This window comes from Amycolatopsis sp. NPDC049253, from assembly GCF_040678995.1.
Lineage (GTDB): Bacteria > Actinomycetota > Actinomycetes > Mycobacteriales > Pseudonocardiaceae > Amycolatopsis.
The window spans coordinates 80,214-97,190 of record NZ_JBFAQX010000010.1 but is presented as its reverse complement, the minus strand read 5'-3'; the positions used below and the strand labels follow the sequence as shown (position 1 = coordinate 97,190).

At 69.3% G+C, this 16,977-nt stretch carries 19 protein-coding genes and 1 pseudogene; 18 read left to right on the top strand and 2 right to left on the bottom strand.

Annotation, left to right across the window (positions count from 1 at the left end; translation table 11 throughout):
• The first annotated feature begins 4 nt into the window (after positions 1–4).
• Positions 5–1,588 carry a glycosyltransferase 87 family protein gene (locus AB0K15_RS23510; RefSeq protein ID WP_364054114.1) on the top strand — a complete coding sequence of 528 codons (1,584 nt, stop codon included), beginning with the start codon at positions 5–7 and terminating at the stop codon, positions 1,586–1,588.
• Between the two features lie 187 nt (positions 1,589–1,775).
• Here AB0K15_RS23510 and AB0K15_RS23505 read toward each other — a convergent pair whose 3' ends face one another.
• Entirely contained in the window at positions 1,776–2,504 is a 729-nt protein-coding gene (locus tag AB0K15_RS23505) for a TetR/AcrR family transcriptional regulator (protein WP_364054111.1), read from the bottom strand.
• Between the two features lie 88 nt (positions 2,505–2,592).
• Between AB0K15_RS23505 and AB0K15_RS23500 the strand changes: the two genes are divergently transcribed.
• On the top strand, positions 2,593–3,453 hold the full coding sequence (locus tag AB0K15_RS23500) for an SDR family oxidoreductase (protein WP_364054108.1): 861 nt from the start codon (positions 2,593–2,595) through the stop codon (positions 3,451–3,453).
• A gap of 144 nt (positions 3,454–3,597) precedes the next feature.
• Positions 3,598–3,859 (top strand): annotated as a pseudogene (locus AB0K15_RS23495) (IS481 family transposase); the annotation flags it as partial.
• Here AB0K15_RS23495 and AB0K15_RS23490 read toward each other — a convergent pair.
• Positions 3,856–4,629: a deoxyribonuclease IV gene (locus AB0K15_RS23490; RefSeq protein ID WP_285971404.1), complete on the bottom strand. Its 774-nt coding sequence runs from the start codon at positions 4,627–4,629 to the stop codon at positions 3,856–3,858. The pseudogene AB0K15_RS23495 and the gene AB0K15_RS23490 overlap by 4 nt on opposite strands.
• Positions 4,630–4,740: 111 nt before the next feature.
• Between AB0K15_RS23490 and AB0K15_RS23485 the strand changes: the two genes are divergently transcribed.
• From AB0K15_RS23485 to AB0K15_RS23415, 15 genes are all read left to right on the top strand, one after another.
• A complete protein-coding gene (locus AB0K15_RS23485) occupies positions 4,741–5,580 on the top strand; it encodes a hypothetical protein (RefSeq protein WP_364054104.1) in 840 nt (279 codons plus the stop codon).
• Positions 5,581–5,716: 136 nt separating this feature from the next.
• On the top strand, positions 5,717–6,646 hold the full coding sequence (locus tag AB0K15_RS23480) for a hypothetical protein (protein ID WP_364054101.1): 930 nt from the start codon (positions 5,717–5,719) through the stop codon (positions 6,644–6,646).
• A gap of 184 nt (positions 6,647–6,830) precedes the next feature.
• Complete coding sequence (locus AB0K15_RS23475; protein WP_364054098.1) at positions 6,831–7,733, top strand: hypothetical protein; 903 nt, start codon at positions 6,831–6,833, stop codon at positions 7,731–7,733.
• 92 nt (positions 7,734–7,825) lie between these two features.
• Positions 7,826–8,152 carry a 30S ribosomal protein S6 gene (rpsF, locus tag AB0K15_RS23470; protein ID WP_220245346.1) on the top strand — a complete coding sequence of 109 codons (327 nt, stop codon included), beginning with the start codon at positions 7,826–7,828 and terminating at the stop codon, positions 8,150–8,152.
• A 17-nt stretch (positions 8,153–8,169) separates the two neighbouring features.
• Positions 8,170–8,682, top strand: a complete 513-nt coding sequence (locus tag AB0K15_RS23465; protein ID WP_360606988.1) for a single-stranded DNA-binding protein — start codon at positions 8,170–8,172, stop codon at positions 8,680–8,682.
• 43 nt (positions 8,683–8,725) lie between these two features.
• On the top strand, positions 8,726–8,974 hold the full coding sequence (rpsR, locus tag AB0K15_RS23460; RefSeq protein ID WP_003098744.1) for a 30S ribosomal protein S18: 249 nt from the start codon (positions 8,726–8,728) through the stop codon (positions 8,972–8,974).
• An 11-nt stretch (positions 8,975–8,985) separates the two neighbouring features.
• Entirely contained in the window at positions 8,986–9,447 is a 462-nt protein-coding gene (rplI, locus tag AB0K15_RS23455; RefSeq protein ID WP_220245348.1) for a 50S ribosomal protein L9, read from the top strand.
• 222 nt (positions 9,448–9,669) lie between these two features.
• Complete coding sequence (locus AB0K15_RS23450) at positions 9,670–10,215, top strand: DUF3558 domain-containing protein (RefSeq protein ID WP_364054660.1); 546 nt, start codon at positions 9,670–9,672, stop codon at positions 10,213–10,215.
• A 129-nt stretch (positions 10,216–10,344) separates the two neighbouring features.
• Positions 10,345–10,923, top strand: coding sequence for a DUF3558 domain-containing protein (locus AB0K15_RS23445; RefSeq protein ID WP_364054094.1), 579 nt, complete (start codon positions 10,345–10,347; stop codon positions 10,921–10,923).
• 147 nt (positions 10,924–11,070) lie between these two features.
• The gene (locus AB0K15_RS23440; protein WP_364054091.1) at positions 11,071–11,439 is read left to right on the top strand and encodes a hypothetical protein; all 369 of its coding nucleotides are present in this window, start codon (positions 11,071–11,073) and stop codon (positions 11,437–11,439) included.
• 8 nt (positions 11,440–11,447) lie between these two features.
• Positions 11,448–12,062, top strand: a complete 615-nt coding sequence (locus tag AB0K15_RS23435) for a DUF3558 domain-containing protein (RefSeq protein ID WP_364054088.1) — start codon at positions 11,448–11,450, stop codon at positions 12,060–12,062.
• A 39-nt stretch (positions 12,063–12,101) separates the two neighbouring features.
• A complete protein-coding gene (locus AB0K15_RS23430; protein ID WP_364054085.1) occupies positions 12,102–13,475 on the top strand; it encodes a hypothetical protein in 1,374 nt (457 codons plus the stop codon).
• Complete coding sequence (locus AB0K15_RS23425; protein WP_364054082.1) at positions 13,472–14,290, top strand: ESX secretion-associated protein EspG; 819 nt, start codon at positions 13,472–13,474, stop codon at positions 14,288–14,290. Before AB0K15_RS23430 ends, AB0K15_RS23425 begins: the two co-directional genes overlap by 4 nt.
• Positions 14,291–14,990: 700 nt before the next feature.
• Positions 14,991–16,397, top strand: a complete 1,407-nt coding sequence (gene dnaB, locus AB0K15_RS23420; RefSeq protein ID WP_360607003.1) for a replicative DNA helicase — start codon at positions 14,991–14,993, stop codon at positions 16,395–16,397.
• 36 nt (positions 16,398–16,433) lie between these two features.
• The gene (locus tag AB0K15_RS23415; protein WP_364054078.1) at positions 16,434–16,949 is read left to right on the top strand and encodes a GNAT family protein; all 516 of its coding nucleotides are present in this window, start codon (positions 16,434–16,436) and stop codon (positions 16,947–16,949) included.
• Positions 16,950–16,977 lie beyond the last annotated feature (28 nt).

Sequence of the window (16,977 nt, the reverse complement as noted above, 5' to 3'; positions counted from 1 at the left end):
CGACGTGCCCGACCAAGCCACCGCCGAAGAGCCGGACGCGGCTCCCCGCACGCTGACGCCAGCGGAGCGGATCGTGCCGAGCTGGAACGACCCGCTGGCCGCCGCGGCGACGAGACCGATCGGCGGGCCGCTCGGCGAACACGCGGCCGTGGGCAGGCACTGGTTCTGGTCACCGCAGCGCGTGGGGCTGGGTCTGGCGATCCTCGCGCTGGTGCTGTGCTGGTTCGGCAAGGCCTCCTGCATCCAGCAGTACCAGGACTCCACCGGCGCCAGCCAGCTCGACTGGCGCGCGGGCCGACCGTTCGTCGCGATGTGCTACTCGGACATCGTGCCGCTCTACAGCTCCGAGCGGCTCAACGACCCGAAGACCTTCCCGTACGTCTCGTCCTGGCAGGAAGACACGCAGACCGCGGAGAACCAGACCCGCTACATGGAGTACCCCGTGCTCACGGGCCTGTTCCAGTGGGTCAACGCGAAGCTCGCGGCGGGCTGGCTCTCGGTCGCGAACTCGGGCTGGCTGCCCGGCGCGCTGCCGGTGGCGATCTACTTCAACATCTCCGCGTTCTGGCTCTCGCTCGCGTGGCTGATCACGGTGTGGGCGACCGGGCGCACGATGAAACGCCGGCCGTGGGACGCGGTGCTGGTGGCGATCTCGCCGCTGGTGCTGGTGCAGGCGTTCACGAACTTCGACGCCATCGCCACGGCGTGCACCGCCGCCGGGATCCTCGCGTGGTCGCGAAAACGGCCGGAGATCGCCGGCGTGCTGCTCGGGCTCGGCGCCGCGGCGAAGCTGTACCCGCTGCTGCTGCTCGGGGTGCTGTTCGTGCTCTGCCTGCGCGCCGGGAAGCTGCGCACCTGGGGCAGAACAGCGGGATTGACCGCGCTGACCTGGCTGGTCGTGAACGTGCCGTTCATCCTCGTCGCCACGCGCGGGTGGTGGGAGTTCTTCCGGCTCAACACGTTGCGGCCGATGGACCCGGATTCGCTCTACAACGTCATCTCCTACACCACGGGGTGGACGGGCTTCGACGGCGTGCTCCAAAAAGGACAGACGCCGGCGATCCTCAACACCGTGATCGCGGTGCTGTTCCTGCTCTGCTGCGCGGGCATCGCGTACGTCGCGCTCACCGCGCCGCGGCGGCCGCGCTTCGGCCAGCTCGCGTTCCTCGTGGTGGCGGCGTTCCTGCTGACCAACAAGGTGTGGAGCCCGCAGTACTCGCTGTGGCTCGTGCCACTGGCGGTGCTCGCGATCCCGCGCTGGCGGCTGCTGCTGAGCTGGATGGTGATCGACGCGCTGGTGTGGGCGCCGCGGATGTTCTACTACCTCGGCGTCGACCACAAGGGACTGCCGGAGGGCTGGTTCCTCGGCACGGTCGTGGTGCGCGACCTTGCCGTGGTGGGCATCTGCGTGCTGGTGATCCGCGAGATCTACCGGCCGCGCACGGACCTCGTCCGGCTCGCCGGCGACGACGACCCGGCGGGCGGGGTGCTCGAACGGGCGCGTGACCGCGTGACGTTCCCGGGCTTCGGGAAGCACCGCCGGGCCGTGCCGACGGTGCCACCCGCACCCGGAGTGGCCGAGTCCTAGGCGTATTGACCACGAGTGTTGTCAACCGTGGGCGGTGGCGCCGTGGTCAAGGTCGGCGGCGCGTTATGGACAGGGGGAAGGCCGACCTGAGCCGTGCGGCCGCCCTTGGTCCTTCTCGATGGACGCCGCTTCATCGAACGATCTCTCCTCGGGAGGTCTGACCGGCACGAGGGGTCCTGACGCGCGATCAGGCATGCGGAGCGCCACCGTCCGCTGCCAGGCGGGTGAGCCACTCGCGCAGCAGGTGCTGCTCGGCGTCGCTCAAGACATCGGCCTCGTCGGGGAGAGCGGCGCGCAGCGCGCGGGCTGCCGCGGCGGGGCCGGTCTCCGCGGCGGGGACCGTCGGTTCGGCGCGGGTGATGGCGGCGATCATGGCCTCACGGAGGATGGACAGCAGCGCCGGATTGCGGCGTTCCGCCGGGGTGGAGTGCCAGGTGGTGACCGCGCCTCGGCCGGTGGCCTGGATGATCTGGGCGGCCAGCTCCTCGTCGACCCGCAGCCACCCGCCGGCCGCCAGGCGGCGCACCCGGCCGTGGAGGATCTCCAAGCCCGCGCGGTGCGCTATGTCCACCCCCCGGCCGGTGGCCCTGCTCATTACCGCGAACAGCTCGGGGCGGGAGATCCCGAACTCCACCACCAGGTCCCAGCCGCGGCGCAGGTCCTCCACCGCGTCCTGCGGGTCAGGGTCGAGCTGCGCACGCTTGCTCTCCAGGAACTGCGCGTAGCCGTGCTCGGCGACAGCCTCGAGGAGCCCCTCCTTGTCGCCGAAGAGGCGGTAGATCGCCGGCGGCTGCATTCCGGCCGCGGCGGCGACCGCGCGGGTGCTCACCGCGTCTGGACCGCCGCTCTCCAGTAGCTCGACGGTTGCCTCGACAATGCGGTGACGAGGGTCGGCGGTGGTGTCGCGCGTGGCCATGAACCAATGATATCGAAGATTTGGTTCCGCTGATATTCCAGTGTTACCATCAAAATGATTCCACTGGAAACAGCGTCGGGAGAACCTCATGATCATCGTGACCGGAGCCACGGGAAACCTCGGCCGCCGGGTCGTCGAACGCCTCCTGGAGCGCGTCCCCGCCGACCGCGTCGGCGTCAGCGTCCGCGATCCCCGCAAGGCTCAAGACCTCGCCGACCGCGGCGTTCGTGTCCGGCAGGGCAGCTTCGACGACTCCGACTCGCTCGTGCATGCCTTCGAGGGGGCTGAGCAGCTGCTCCTCGTCTCCCTCGACCGCACGGGCGAGGAGTGCGTCACTGGCCATCGCACCGCTGTCGACGCCGCCGTGCAGGTCGGCGTCGGCCGCATCCTCTACACCAGCCAGATGGGTGCCGCGCACGACTCCCGTTTCCAGGCATGCCGCGACCACGCCCAAACCGAGGACCTGTTGCGCGCCACCGGCCTGCCCTGGACCGCGCTGCGCAACGGCTTCTACGCGGCCAGCGCCTTGCAGTTGGTGGAGCCCGCCCGCCACACCGGCGACATCGCCCTGCCCGCCGACGGCCCCGTCGCCTGGACCGGCCACGACGACCTCGCCGAGGCCACCGCGGCGATCCTCACCGAGGAGGGCCGCTTCGAGGGGCCCACCCCGCCACTCACCGGCTCGGCGGCGCTCGACTTCAGCACCATCGCCGAGATCGCGTCCCAGGCCATCGGACGGCCCTTCACCCGCACCGTCGTCTTCGACGACGCGTTCCGCGAGCAGGCATTGGCGCACGGCGCCCCGGCACCGATCGCCGACCTGATGCTGAGCATCTTCGCGGCGGCGCGGAATGGCGAGTTCACCGCCGTCGACTCGACGCTGGCCAAGCTCATCGGGCGAGAGCCCGCCACCTTCGCCACCCTGCTGGAGCGTGCCTGGGCCGAATAGACCCTGCGGGGCGCGCAGAAGGCGTGGGCCCGCAGGGACGCACCCGGCCACGCGCCGTGATCACCCTGTGGAACACGCGCCCCTGACGCCCCAGACCAACGCGGGCGTCAGGGGCTCGCCTCCCGCGAAGTCATGACCGACGAGCGCGTCCTCACGGACAACTGCGCTGCCTCAGATCCAGGCTGTTCGGCCAGACTCTCAGCACCGCGAGCAGCATCCACCAGCGCACCCGCCCGTTTCGTCCGCAGACGAACGGCAAGGTGGAGCGACGGAATCGCACCCTGCTCGGAGAGTGGGCGTACGTACGTCCATGCTCCAGCAACGCCGAGCGCACCGGCGCCGTATCGCACTCGACGGAAAGCCACCCATCAATCGAGTCCGCAACCCTGCGGGTCGCTACACCTAGGCGGTCTGCTTGCGCAGGTAGGCGATGTCGGCCGCCTGGCCCTCGCTCGGCGTCTCCACGACGACGGGCGCGCCGGCCTTGCGGACGACGTCGGCCAGCAGCTCGGGGTCGATGGTCCCCTCGCCGCCGACGACGTTGGCGTGGCGGTCGCGGTTGGAGCCGAACTCGTCGCGCGAGTTGTTGAGGTGCACCAGGTCGATGCGGCCGGTGATGGCCTTGACCTTCTCCACGGCGTCGGCCAGCTCCCAGCCCGCGGCGTAGGCGTGGCAGGTGTCGAGACAGAACCCGGCGCCGAACTCGCCGACCTCGTCCCACAGACGCGCGATCACGTCGAGCTCGCGGGTCATCGCGTTCTCGCCGCCCGCGGTGTTTTCGATGAGGATCGGCACGGCGAAGCCGCCCTTGTCCGCTTCGCGCTCGAAGAGCTTGCGCCAGTTGGCCAGCCCCTCGGCCACATCATCGCCGGCGCCCACGTGGCCGCCGTGCACGATGAGTCCCTTCGCGCCGATCGCGGCGGCGCCCGTGGCGTGCTGCGCCACGTTCTTGCGCGACGGGATGCGGATGCGGTTGTTCAGCGACGCGACGTTGATCAGGTACGGCGCGTGGATGAACACCTCGACCGGCGACTCCTTGATCGCGTCCCCGAACGGGTGCGGTTTCGGAGCCTTCCACCCCTGCGGGTCGGACAGGAAGAACTGGACGACGTCGGCTTCTCGCTCGGCGACGGCGGCCAGTGGATCGTCGTCGCGGACATGGGCGCCAATCTGCATGACAGCACGCTACCCCCGGGTGAATCCGCACCTGACGCCCCAGTTGGTGACGCTCGTGGAGTACCGTGAGCGCGTTCCGTGATCCAGTTCGGGCCGACGGAGGGGTTTTGCATGGGGAAGCACGCCGCCCGGATCACCACGTTGGGGATCGCCGTCGCGCTGCCGGTTTTCTCGGCCGCGCTCACGCTCCCCGCCACGGCGTCCGCGGACCCGAGCCCCACGCTCGACGGCGACTGCTCGGCCACGCTGCAGAACGGCAAGTCCGGCAACGGCCTGTCGCTCGACGCGGGCGCGCCGCTCAACGCCCCCGACCGGCTCACCGTCGGCCTCGATTCGAAGGCGAAGCAGTCGGACGGGAGCAACCCGCTCTTCACGCTCCCTGTGGGCGACGTCGTGCGCACGCTGGGCGTCGGCGAGGTGCCGGTGGTCGGTGACGCGGCGACGAACGCCGTCTGCCCGCTCGCGCAGAACACGGCCAACGGCGTCGGCAATGCCACGCAAAGCCTGGTCAGTGGCGTGACCAAGCCGGTCGTGCCGCCCGCCGACAATCCGCCTGGTGACAACCCGCCCGGCACGCCTCCCGGCACCCCGCCCGGTGGACCCGGCGGACCCGGTGGGCCGGGCGAGCCCGGCACTCCCGGTAGCAGCCTCGACCCGGTGATCACCGGCTCGGGCGATCTGTCCGGCCTCGACTCCATGGCGGGCATTTTCACCAACGCCGCCATGCTGCCGTCCGGGCTCGTGCAGGCGCCGCCGGTGATCACGCAGGTCATCCCCGGCCAGCTGCCCCCGGACCAGGTGCCGACCGTCGACGCGAAGAAGTCGGGCACCGCCCAGGCGCTGCCGGCCGTGACGCCGCCGGCGAAGCTGCCGATGCTGATCGCGGTGCTCGCGCTGGCCATCGTCGCGGCGGCGCTCGTGCGGGCGTGGCTGCGCCGCAAGACCGCCTGACCTCCTGATCGACACGGGCGGTGACACCCGCTTCCACCCGAATGCCTGACATCGGTGGCTGAGCGGGCGTCACTCGTTCCCGTTACCGTCGTTGTCCAGGGGAGACAGGTTCGGACCGGACGCGGTGGAGGGCTCAATGGCCAGGCAGCACCGCACACGCAGGGCCACCGCGGTGGGAGCCGCCGCGTTCGTGCTGGCCGGCTCGGCCGCGCTCGCGGCGCCGGGCACAGCGTCCGCCGACACCCTGACCACGCCGTGCGGGTCCACGATCACCGCGAAACCGGGTGACAAGGTCAAGGCGACGACGCCGTTGCTGGGGATCCCGCTCGACCTCGGTGTGGTCGGCCAGGTGTCCGGCGTGCTGACCGGGACCGTCAACGCGCTGCTCGGCACCGTCTGCAAGGTCACCGTGAACGTGGTCGACACCGTCGTCGCGCCGGTGCCCGTGGTCGGCGCGCCCGCCGCGGGGGCGCTGAACCAGACCGTCTCGGGGACCACGAGCACGCTGCAGCAGGGCGTCGATTCGACCCAGCGCGCGCTGTCGGGCGGGGCGCCCGCGCAGCAGAACCCCGGCAGCCCGCAGCAGCCGCCGGCGACCGGTCCCGGCGCGCCGCAGGGCGGCACTCCCGCCGGCCAGACACCGATCCCGCCGCCGAACAGCCCGTTGCTGCCGCTCTCAGGTGGGGGCGGCGGCGGTCTCGCGTCGCTGTTCCCGGGCTTCGCGAACTTCTCGAACCTGCCGTTCAGCACCGGCTACGCGCCCATGCGCGACTACAGCGACATCCCGATGGCCATGGCCGGGCTGTTCTCGCCGTCGCCCGCACTGCGCTACGGCAGCCAGATCCCGGGGTACGCGCCGCAGTACGGCCTCTCGAACCCGGGTCAGCCGGCGGCCGGGAACGCGAGCGTGCAGAACGCGGGCGAGGCGCAGGCGTTACCGCCCACCGGCGACAACCACACGAACGGGTTGGACTGGCCCGTGCTGGTGGCAGTTCTTGCACTCTCCGGAGTCAGCGCGGGGCTGGTTCGGACCTGGGTGCTCCGCCGAATGGCCGCTGCGAGTTAGGCCGACTCACCAGTATCTTTTCGGGGTCCCGCTCGTTGACCAATCGGGCCGAAAGCAGGCGGGTACCCAACCGGACATTACTGGTCTGGCAACAATTCCCGCCGTGGCTGTGGTCTGATTGGCAAAGATCAACACAGTACCTGTCGCGATGGTCGACGCCCATGGACCCTGGAGGACAGCGCTCGTGCCGAAGAACCCCACCTGGCTGAGAACCCGGCGTGCACTCAGCGTCACCGCGCTGGCCGCCCTGGTGACCGGCGGCGCGTTCCTCGGCTCGGGCACCGCTTCGGCGGCCACGACCCTGGCCAACCAGTGCACGGGCTCGGTCAGCGGCAGCATGGGCGACACCGTCGCATTGCCGGGCTCCTCCGTCAGCGCGCTCGCGAAGCAGGCCGCGACGGCGAAGCAGCAGTCACTGCTGTGGATCATCCCGCTCAACGGCGTCGACCCCAACGGCGTGGCCAACGCGCTGGCCGCGAAGACGCTCACCGTCGGCACCGTGCCCAGCTCGTCGGGCGGCACCATCGACGGCAAGACCATCGGCAGCGTCGTCAACCAGGCGCTGCAGGGCAACGCCGCGCTCGGCTGGAGCGCCGACACGAAGAAGCAGGTCCTCGACGCGATCACCAGCTCGGTCACGGCGAACTGCGGCCTGACTACGCTGGCCACGAACTACACGCCGCCGGCCTCGTCGTCGACGCCGCCGAGCAGCAGCTCGCCGTCGACTTCGCCCTCGTCCTCACCGGGCTCGGACGGCGGCCCGCTCGCGAACCTGATCCCCGGGTCCACGGGCACCGCGCCGCAGCGCGACTACACCGGCATCCCGACCGCGACGCCCGGCACGGCCGTCGCCCCCGGCATCCGCTACCCGGCCAACGGCACGCTGCCCGGCTCGGCCGCGCCCGTGACCGGCGGCCAGGACACGCAGAGCCAGAGCCCGGACGTGCGCAACGCCGGCAACGCGGAGTCGCTCGCGACCTCCGGCGACGCGCCCGACATCCAGCTGCCGATGCTGCTCGCGGTGATCGTGCTGGCGGGCGTGACGGCCGGGCTGGTGCGCACCTGGGCGCTGCGCCGGGCCTCCTGACAGCTCTGTCGGTACCCCCAGGTACCCTTACCTGGACAAACCCTCCTGCCACGGACAGTCCGTGGCCGCGAGCCCATAGGAGGTGAGTGGTTGTGTCACGCCATTACGAGGTAATGGTCATCCTGGACCCCACGCTCGACGAGCGCACGGTCGCCCCCACGCTCGACAACTTCCTCAACGTGATCCGCACTTCGGGCGGAAGCGTCGAGAAGGTCGACGTCTGGGGCCGTCGTCGCCTGGCGTACGAGATCAAGAAGCACGCCGAGGGCATCTACGCGCTGCTCGACCTGAACTCCGACTCCGACGCGGTCAAGGAACTCGACCGTCAGCTGTCGCTGCAGGAGACCGTGCTGCGCACCAAGGTCATGCGCCGCGAGGTCAAGCGCGCCGCGGCCAAGCCCGTCGCCGCCAAGGCCTGAGCCGAAGGGACGTCCCCGTGGCTGGAGACACCGTCATCACGGTGGTCGGAAATCTGACCTCCGACCCGGAACTGCGTTTCACCCCGTCCGGCGCGGCGGTCGCGAACTTCACGGTCGCGTCCACCCCGCGCACCCTCGACCGCCAGTCGGGCGAGTGGAAGGACGGCGAGGCGCTGTTCCTGCGCTGCAACATCTGGCGCCAGGCGGCGGAGAACGTCGCCGAGTCGCTCACCCGCGGCGCCCGTGTGGTCGTGCAGGGCCGGCTCAAGCAGCGGTCCTTCGAGACCAAGGAAGGCGAGAAGCGCACCGTCGTCGAGCTCGAGGTCGACGAGATCGGGCCCTCGCTGCGGTACGCCACGGCGAAGGTCAACAAGGTCAGCCGCGGAGGCGGCGGTGACTTCGGCGGCGGCGGTGGCGGTGGCAACCGCGGAGGCGGCGGTGGCGGCGGCATGCCGGCCGACGACCCGTGGGGCTCCGCTCCGCCCGCGGGCGGTGGCGGCGGCGGTTTCGCCGACGAACCCCCGTTCTGATCTCGCACCTTTACACCACAAGATTTGAATCCAGGAGAACACAGTGGCCAAGCCACCCATCCGTAAGCCCAAGAAGAAGGTCTGCGTTTTCTGCAAGGCCGAGAAGAAGGGCCGCCCGGAACTGATCGACTACAAGGACACCAACCTGCTGCGGAAGTACATCTCGGACCGCGGCAAGATCCGTGCCCGTCGCGTCACCGGCAACTGCAGCCAGCACCAGCGTGACATCGCCATCGCGGTGAAGAACTCGCGCGAGATGGCGCTGCTGCCCTACACCTCGACCGCTCGCTGAGGAGGCTCGTCATGGCGAAGATCATTCTCACCACCGACGTGGCGAACCTCGGTGGCCCCGGCGACATCGTCGAGGTCAAGGACGGTTACGCCCGCAACTACCTGCTGCCCCGCGGCTACGCCATCGTGGCCAGCAAGGGTGCCGAGAAGAACGTGCGCACCATCCAGCGCGCGCAGGAATCCCGGCGCATCCGCGACCTCGACCACGCCAAGGAGATCAAGGCGACGCTCGAGGGCCTCGGCGCCATCCAGCTGACGGGCAAGGCCGCGGAGGGCTCGAAGAAGCTCTTCGGCTCCATCACCGCCGGCGAGATCGTCGACGCGATCAAGGCCCAGGGCGGCCCGCTCCTCGACAAGCGCGTCCTGGACCTCCGCGACCACATCAAGACGGTCGGCAAGCACTCCGTCAACGCCCGCCTCCACCCCGACGTGAAGGTCGACGTCCGCCTCGAAGTCAAGGCGACTTCGGTCTGACGGTTCAGCCCTGACGAAGCGCCCCTCGGGTTCCGACCCGAGGGGCGCTTCTCTGTGCCGAGGTGCCGCTCAGGGAGCCCATCGACGACTGTCCGTTATCGTCACGGCTGATCTTTGATCCGTGGACAAGACCTGGAGTCTGAGCGCCGCCATGCTGGCCCGCACCGTCCGCTTCGTCGCGTCCATTGTCACCGCACTCACCGTGGCCGGCCTGCTCGCCGCGTGCAGCGGCGGCGACAGCGGAGGCTCGACGCTCCGTCCAACGTTGCGAACCCGACAAGCTCCGCGGCCGGAGGCGCCGTCGACCCAGCACTCAAGGTGTCGACGCCGCTGCCCACCGACGCCGTCCTGAACGACCCGTGCGCGTTGTTGAGCGCGGGCCAGGCCGGAAAGATCGGCCTGAAAACCCCCGGCAAACTCGACGACCGCACTCCCAAAGCGTGCACCTGGGAGTCATCGGGCAATGCCGAGAACTCGGTGGGAATCGGCGCGCTGCCGCAGAACAAGAACGGGCTTTCCGACATTTACTCGGGCAAGTCCTCTGCCGCCTACTTCACCCCGGTCACGATCGAGGGATACCCGGCGGTCTTCACCGACAAGTCCGACGACCGCTCCAGCGGCTCGTGCCAGCTGTGGATCGGAATCACCGACCAGCTCGCCGTCTCGGTGGGCACGGTGATCAACGTCGGCGCGAACAAGCCGGACCCGCGCCCGGTCGCACAGAAGGTGGGGCAGACGATGATCGACCACCTCAAGAGCGCGGCGTGACCGTCGTCGAACCGAAAACCCACCTCGAACCCCTTTCGGGTGACTGACACTGCGGAAAGAAACCGAGTGAGTTCGGTGCGTTATCCCCGCCGCTGATCTTGCTGGGGTTTCGCAGGCCGGGGTTTCGCAATGGCACGCCGCTCTGTCCCGCTGATGGTCTCGGTCGCTGCGGCTGCCCTGCTGACCTCGTGCAGCGGAACTGCCGAACCTGCCGCCCCAACCACCACGGCGCCCGCCTCTGGACCCCGGGTCCCCGGCCCTCTCCCGACGGACAGCCTGCTCCACGATCCTTGCAGCATCCTCACCGAAGCCGAAGCCGCCCAAGTCGGCCTGGCTTACCCCGGTCGACCGGTCAACGAGACTTCGGCCAGCTGCTCGTTCAGGTCCTCGGGCAACCCACTGAACTCCATCAGCATCGGTGCCGTTCCACAGAACCCGCACGGAATCAGCGACATCTACGACCAGAAAGCCAGATCAGCGTACTTCGAGCCCGTCTCGATCAGGGGCTACCCGGGCGCTCTCGCCGACATCCACGACGGCAGAACGTCCGGCAACTGCCAGCTCTGGGTCGGCGTCACCGACGAGCCAGCGGTCTCGATCATCCCGCAGATCTCCGCGGGGCCGAACAAGAACGACCCGTGCGGCCTGGCGCAGAAGTTCGCAGCCGCGATGATCGGACACCTGAAAGCCGAATCCGGACGGTCCTGAACCGCTGGTCCGGACCGCCGCAAGATCGATTTCGGCCTACTCTCGAACTCGCCTGAACCCGAGCGGGAACCAACGGCCGTGCGTTACCATCCAACCTGCTGATCTCGCCGTTTGGGGAGCGAGAGGTAGCCAAAGGGGGTAACGCCGATGTCCGAAGTCCCACCACCTGCGCCGATCAAGGTTGGCAATTACGGGACTGCCGGCGGGTACCAGTTCAGCGAAGAAGAGGTTGACGGCGTCATCAAGAAGTGGGGCGACCTGCTCGTCGAGATGCAGCAGGACCTCCGCCGAGCCGAGCGAATTGCTTCGGTCAAAGCCCCTGCCGCGGAGTTCGCAAGTAACGACTTCGTGAGCAAGGGTGCGAACCCATCAGGCAACACGCTGCTCGAGCAGCACCAGCGCATGGTCGACTACGTAACCAACTACATCACGGCCCTGAATGCGGCAAAGAACAAGATCACCGTGGCCGAGCAGGAAGCCCGCGACGCCGCAGCCAAGCAAGGTCAAGGAGTCTGAGCGCACTCATGCAGTCCCGCACCGTTCGCCTGGTCGCCTCCACCGTCGCGGCACTGACCGCGGCTGGTCTGCTCGCTGCCTGCAGCGGCGGAGACTCCGGAGGGTCGACCACCCCGTCCAGTGCCCCGAGTTCCGGGAGCTCGGGCGGAGACGGGGTCGACCCGGCGCTCAAGGTTCCCGCCCCCTTGCCCACCGGTGACCTGCTCAACAACCCGTGCGCAGTCCTCTCGGCGAGCCAGTTGACCACGATCGGTCTCAAGACGGAGGGCGTGCCCGACGACAGGACCCCGAAGGCCTGCTCGTGGGTCTCATCAACCCTCGCACAGAACTCCGTCGGCATCGGAGCTCTGCCTCAGAACGCGGCCGGCATCAGCGACATCTACGACGGAAAGTCGTCGGCCGCGTACTTCACGCCGACCACCGTCGACGGTTACCCCGGCGTGTACACGGACAAGGCGGACCTCCGATCGAGCGGCACATGCCAGCTCTGGGTCGGTGTGACCGATCAACTTGCCGTGGCAGTCGGTACCACCATCGGCGTCGGGTCCAACAAGTCGAACCCGTGCCCGATCGCAGAGAAGGTCGCCACGGCGATGATCGAACACCTCAAGGGGGCGGCGTGACAGCCGTCGACCTGGAAGCTCGAGAAGGAGTGGCTCATCATGGGGAATGACGCCAACACCATGGGCAAGGAAGTCAAGGGGATGGCGATCGGTGCCGGGTACGGCGCCGTGATCGGTTCCGTCGTCCCCGGTGTCGGCACCGCGGTCGGTGCGGGCGTCGGCGCGGTCGTCGGCGGCCTGGTCGGCATCTTCAGCGGCGGGCCCGAAGCCCAGCACGCCGAGGCTGATCTGGGTGGTCGGTCCATCGACGCACGCGCGATCTGGGAAGCCATTCACCCGGGCAACGCGGACTCCTTGAAGGACGGCGCTGCCGCCGCCTCCGATCTGGAGAAGGACCACTCCGCGCGGTCCACCCACATCGGCGATCTCAACAAGGCGATGGACGCCGCTTGGCAGGGTGGCGGTTCCACCGCCGCGCAGGCCGGCGCGCACCCGCTGGGGATCTGGCTCGACAACTCTGCCGGAAACCTGCAGAAGAGCCACACCTACCTGAACACCCAGGTCGACTGCTTCAGCACCGTGCACAACAAGGTGCAGGAGATCGCCAAGGACCCGCCGTCGGCCGGCTTCCTGGACGGCGTCAACCCGTTCAGCGACAAAGACGACGAGATCAACAAGTACAACCAGGTCGGCACGGCCAACGTTCAGGCCTACACCGCGTACTTCAACGCTTCGGGCGCCAACGCCCAGGGGCTGCCGCAGTACAGCGCCTGGCAGGGCAACAACATCTCCGACGGCGGTGGCGGCAACAACTTCGGCGGTGGCCCCGGTGGTGGTGGCTTCAGCGGTGGTGGCGGTCCCGGCGGTGGCGGTGGCGGCAGCTTCAACCCCGCGAACATGCCCAAGTTCGACGCGAAGCCGACCGACTTCTCGACCAGCCACAGCGGCATCAACGACCCGAACAACCCCAACAACACCGGCATCCCGACCGGGACCTACAACCCCACGGGCTCGGACAGCACCACGGCGCAGGGCTTTACGCCGTCGTCGTTCGATTCGAGCGGGTTCGGGCCGGGCGGTGCCGGTGGCGGGTTCGGGCCGGGCGGTGGTTTCGGCGCAGGCGCCGGCGGTGGCAGCGGGTTCGGTGGCGGCGGTGCCGGTTCGGGTGCGGTCGCGGGCTTCGGGCCGGGTGCGTTCGGCGGCGGGTTCGGGCCCGGGGGCGCGGCCTCCGGGGCGGCGGCCGGGCTCGGCGCCGGTGAGGGCGCGGCCGGCGCAGGCATGCGTGGCGGTGCCATGGGAGGCGCGGCCGGGAAGGCCGGCGCGTCCGGGATGGGCGGCATGGGTGCGGGCGGCGCCAAGGGCGGCAAGGGCACCGAGGACGAGGAACACCAGACCAAGTACCTCGTCGAAGAGGACGCCAACGAGCTGTTCGGCACCGACGAGCTGACCGCGCCACCCGTGATCGGTGAATGAGGCCCAACGACGTGATCACCCTTGATCAACCGAACAAGTTCACCCTCCCGACGCTGTTCAACCTGATCAAGCGCCGGGGCGGTGAGCCGCACCAGGTCATCGCGGACATGCCGGTCTTCTTGGACCCGGATGCCGAGCGGACGATCGACCAGGACGTGAACAAGGTCCTGACCGAGATCGGGCTGATGGGTCCGCGCGGCATGGACCGCGACCTGCTGGCGCTCATCGAGTCGATCTGCCACCCGCAGATCGAGTACTACGGGTGGTTCGACGGGCAGTTCGACGACGGCAGCCCCTCGAACTACGCCGTGCTGGTCGGGAGCGGAAACGGCGGCGGGTTCGCGCTGCTGCGGGTCGTCGGAGAGCAGACGGTCACCGTGGTCCGGCAGCGGCCCGATCTGCTGCTCCCGACGTTCCTGGACATGATGCCCGCAGGCCAGGGTGCGGCGGGGCAGCCGCTGGTCACCAGCAAGTCCGAGTTCGAAAGTGGTCACGCCGCGGGGTCCGAGGACGTGTCGCAGCGCTCGATCATGCAGACCGGGCATGGGCGGAACGAGGCGCTCGCGCCGTTAAAGGAGATTCAGCGGATCCTCAAGGCGCCGCGGACCGGGGCGGGGTCGTTGTACGTCGCGACGCGGCCGAATGGGGGGCGGCGCCGGCGGATTCCGAAGCCGATCAACTTCGTGGACACCGCCGAGGGGCGCTGGCTGATGGAGGAGCGGCCCGGGCGGGACGACTCGCTGGTCGTGTTCACGCCGGGCACGCCGAAGGCGATCGGGGATCGGTTGCGGACCGCACAGAGCGCGTTGGGCTGACCCGTTAGAGCGCTACTCCGGGTGGGGTTTCGAGTGCGGCACGTTCAGGTGACCGCCAGGTGAACCCCACCCGGTTTTTGTGTTGCGACCGGCCTACCAGCGCGTTCTCACTCAGCGGTTACTCAGCGCACCAAAACACCGGTGCGCGAACGGCGTGGCCGCTCGTTCAGCCCACCGTGTCACGCTTCTACGCTCCGTAGCATTCATCCACAGGGATGTGTGCACGCGCCCAGGCGACACGCCGAACAACGCACCTCGCGCGACACGCCGGACGAGTTTCGACAAAGTTCTCCACAGTCTCTACACAGGCCTTGACCTGGGGATTCTATGAAGCTGATCAGTACTGTCCCCAACTTGTCCACAGCGTGGCGGCTACCTGTGACTGGTTACCTCCAGTCGTCCACAAGTTATCCACAGGACGGTCAACACCCGGAATTGCGCTCGTCCGTCCGGGGGATCTAGCGTGCCCTCTCGGTCAGCACTCACGGTGGCGCCCGGCGTGGCAAGTCATCGGTGAGGGGGACGCCGGTCCATCATCAACGAGGGCCCGGCGGTTGGGCTGGGAAAGTCGGAGAGGATCCGGCATAATCGAACAGGTGTTCGCACGAGGAGGGCTCGCGCGGCACCGTTCGACACAGGACGTGACGAGTGCAGGGGATGACCGCGGCTTTGCCCGCCGGTCGAGGAGGTGTCCGGGGCGGTGGCGCTCACCGACGACCGCGGTCCGATGTACGACGCGGACTCCGACCCGGGGCCGAGTGACCCGGGTCCGGGCGGGTTCGACCGGCAGCCGCCGCAGGACATGGCGGCCGAGCAGTCGGTGCTGGGCGGCATGCTGCTGTCGAAGGACGCGATCGCCGACGTGATCGAGGCGCTCGGGCCCGGCGACTTCTACCGGCCCGCGCACCAGGCCGTGTACGACTGCATCCTCGACCTCTACGGCCGCGGCGAGCCCGCCGACCCGATCACAGTGTCGGCGGAGCTGGAGCGCCGCGGCGAGCTCGGCCGTGTCGGCGGGGCGCCGTACCTGCACACGCTCATCGCGACCGTCCCCACCGCGGCCAACGCCGGCTACTACGCCGAGATCGTCGCCGAGAAGGCGGTGCTGCGCCGGCTCGTGGAGGCGGGCACGCGCATCGTGCAGTACGGCTACGGCGCCGCGGCCGCCGACGGCGCGAACATCGACGAGGTCGTCGACCGCGCGCAGGCCGCGATCTACGACGTCACCGAGCGCCGCACCAGCGAGGACTACGTCGCCCTCGAAGACCTCCTGCAGCCGACCATGGACGAGATCGACGCGATCGCGTCGCGCGGGGGCCAGTCGCAGGGCATCCCGACCGGGTTCGCCGACTTCGACGAGCTCACCAACGGCCTGCACCCCGGCCAGATGATCATCGTCGCCGCCCGCCCCGGTGTCGGCAAGTCGACGCTGGGCCTGGACTTCGTGCGTTCGGCGTCCATCCGCCACGGCCTGACCAGCGTCATCTTCTCGCTGGAAATGAGCCGCACCGAGATCGTGATGCGCATGCTCTCGGCCGAGGCCAAGATCCGCCTCGCCGACATGCGCGGTGGCAAGATGTCCGACGACGACTGGACCCGCCTGGCCCGCCGCATGAGCGAGGTCTCGGAGGCGCCGCTGTTCGTCGACGACTCGCCGAACATGACGATGATGGAGATCCGCGCGAAGGCCCGGCGGCTCAAGCAGCGCCACGACCTCAAGCTCGTGGTCGTCGACTACCTCCAGCTGATGACGTCGGGCAAGCGCGTCGAGTCGCGGCAGCAGGAAGTCTCGGAGTTCTCGCGTCAGCTCAAGCTGCTCGCGAAGGAGATCGAAGTACCGGTCATCGCGATCTCCCAGCTCAACCGTGGTCCGGAACAGCGCACCGACAAGAAGCCGATGCTCTCCGACCTCCGTGAGTCGGGCTCCCTGGAGCAGGACGCCGACATCGTCATCCTGATCAACCGCCCCGACGCCTGGGAACGCGATGACCCCCGCGCCGGCGAAGCCGACCTGATCCTGGCGAAGCACCGCGCCGGCCCGACGAGCACGATCGTCGTGGCACACCAGCTGCACTACAGCCGCTTCGCCGACCTCGCGCACGACTAGCCCGCTTTGTCCGACGCGACCCCCACCTTCGGCGACGTGCGACTGCGCGCCTTCGAAGACCGCGACGTGGACATGATCGTCGACTTGTCGACCGATCCCTACATCCCGACCATCGGGTCCCTCGTCGGCAACGCCAGCCGGGACGACGCCCGCGCGTACCTCCGGAGACAGCACGACCGCCTCGACGCCGGGCTGGGCTACGCGTTCTGCATAGCGTCCGCGAGCACCGACGAAGCACTGGGCACGATCGGCCTGCACCTCACCGCTCTCGCCGCCGGCCGCGCGAGCGCGGGGTACGCCATCGCCCCCGCCCACCGCGGCAAGGGGTTCGCGCGGCAGGCGCTCACCGCGCTGACGCGGTCCGCCTGGTCGATCCCGGACCTGCACCGGATCGAGCTGTACATCGAACCGTGGAACGTCGGCTCCGTGCGCACGGCCGAGGCCGCGGGCTACGAGCGCGAAGGCCTGCTCCGCAGCCACCAGGAAATCGGCGGCCGACGGGTCGACATGCTGCTGTACTCAGCCATCAAACCGGCTGACCGGCCAACGTAGGCAGACCGGCGGCCGGCCCCGCGGCACG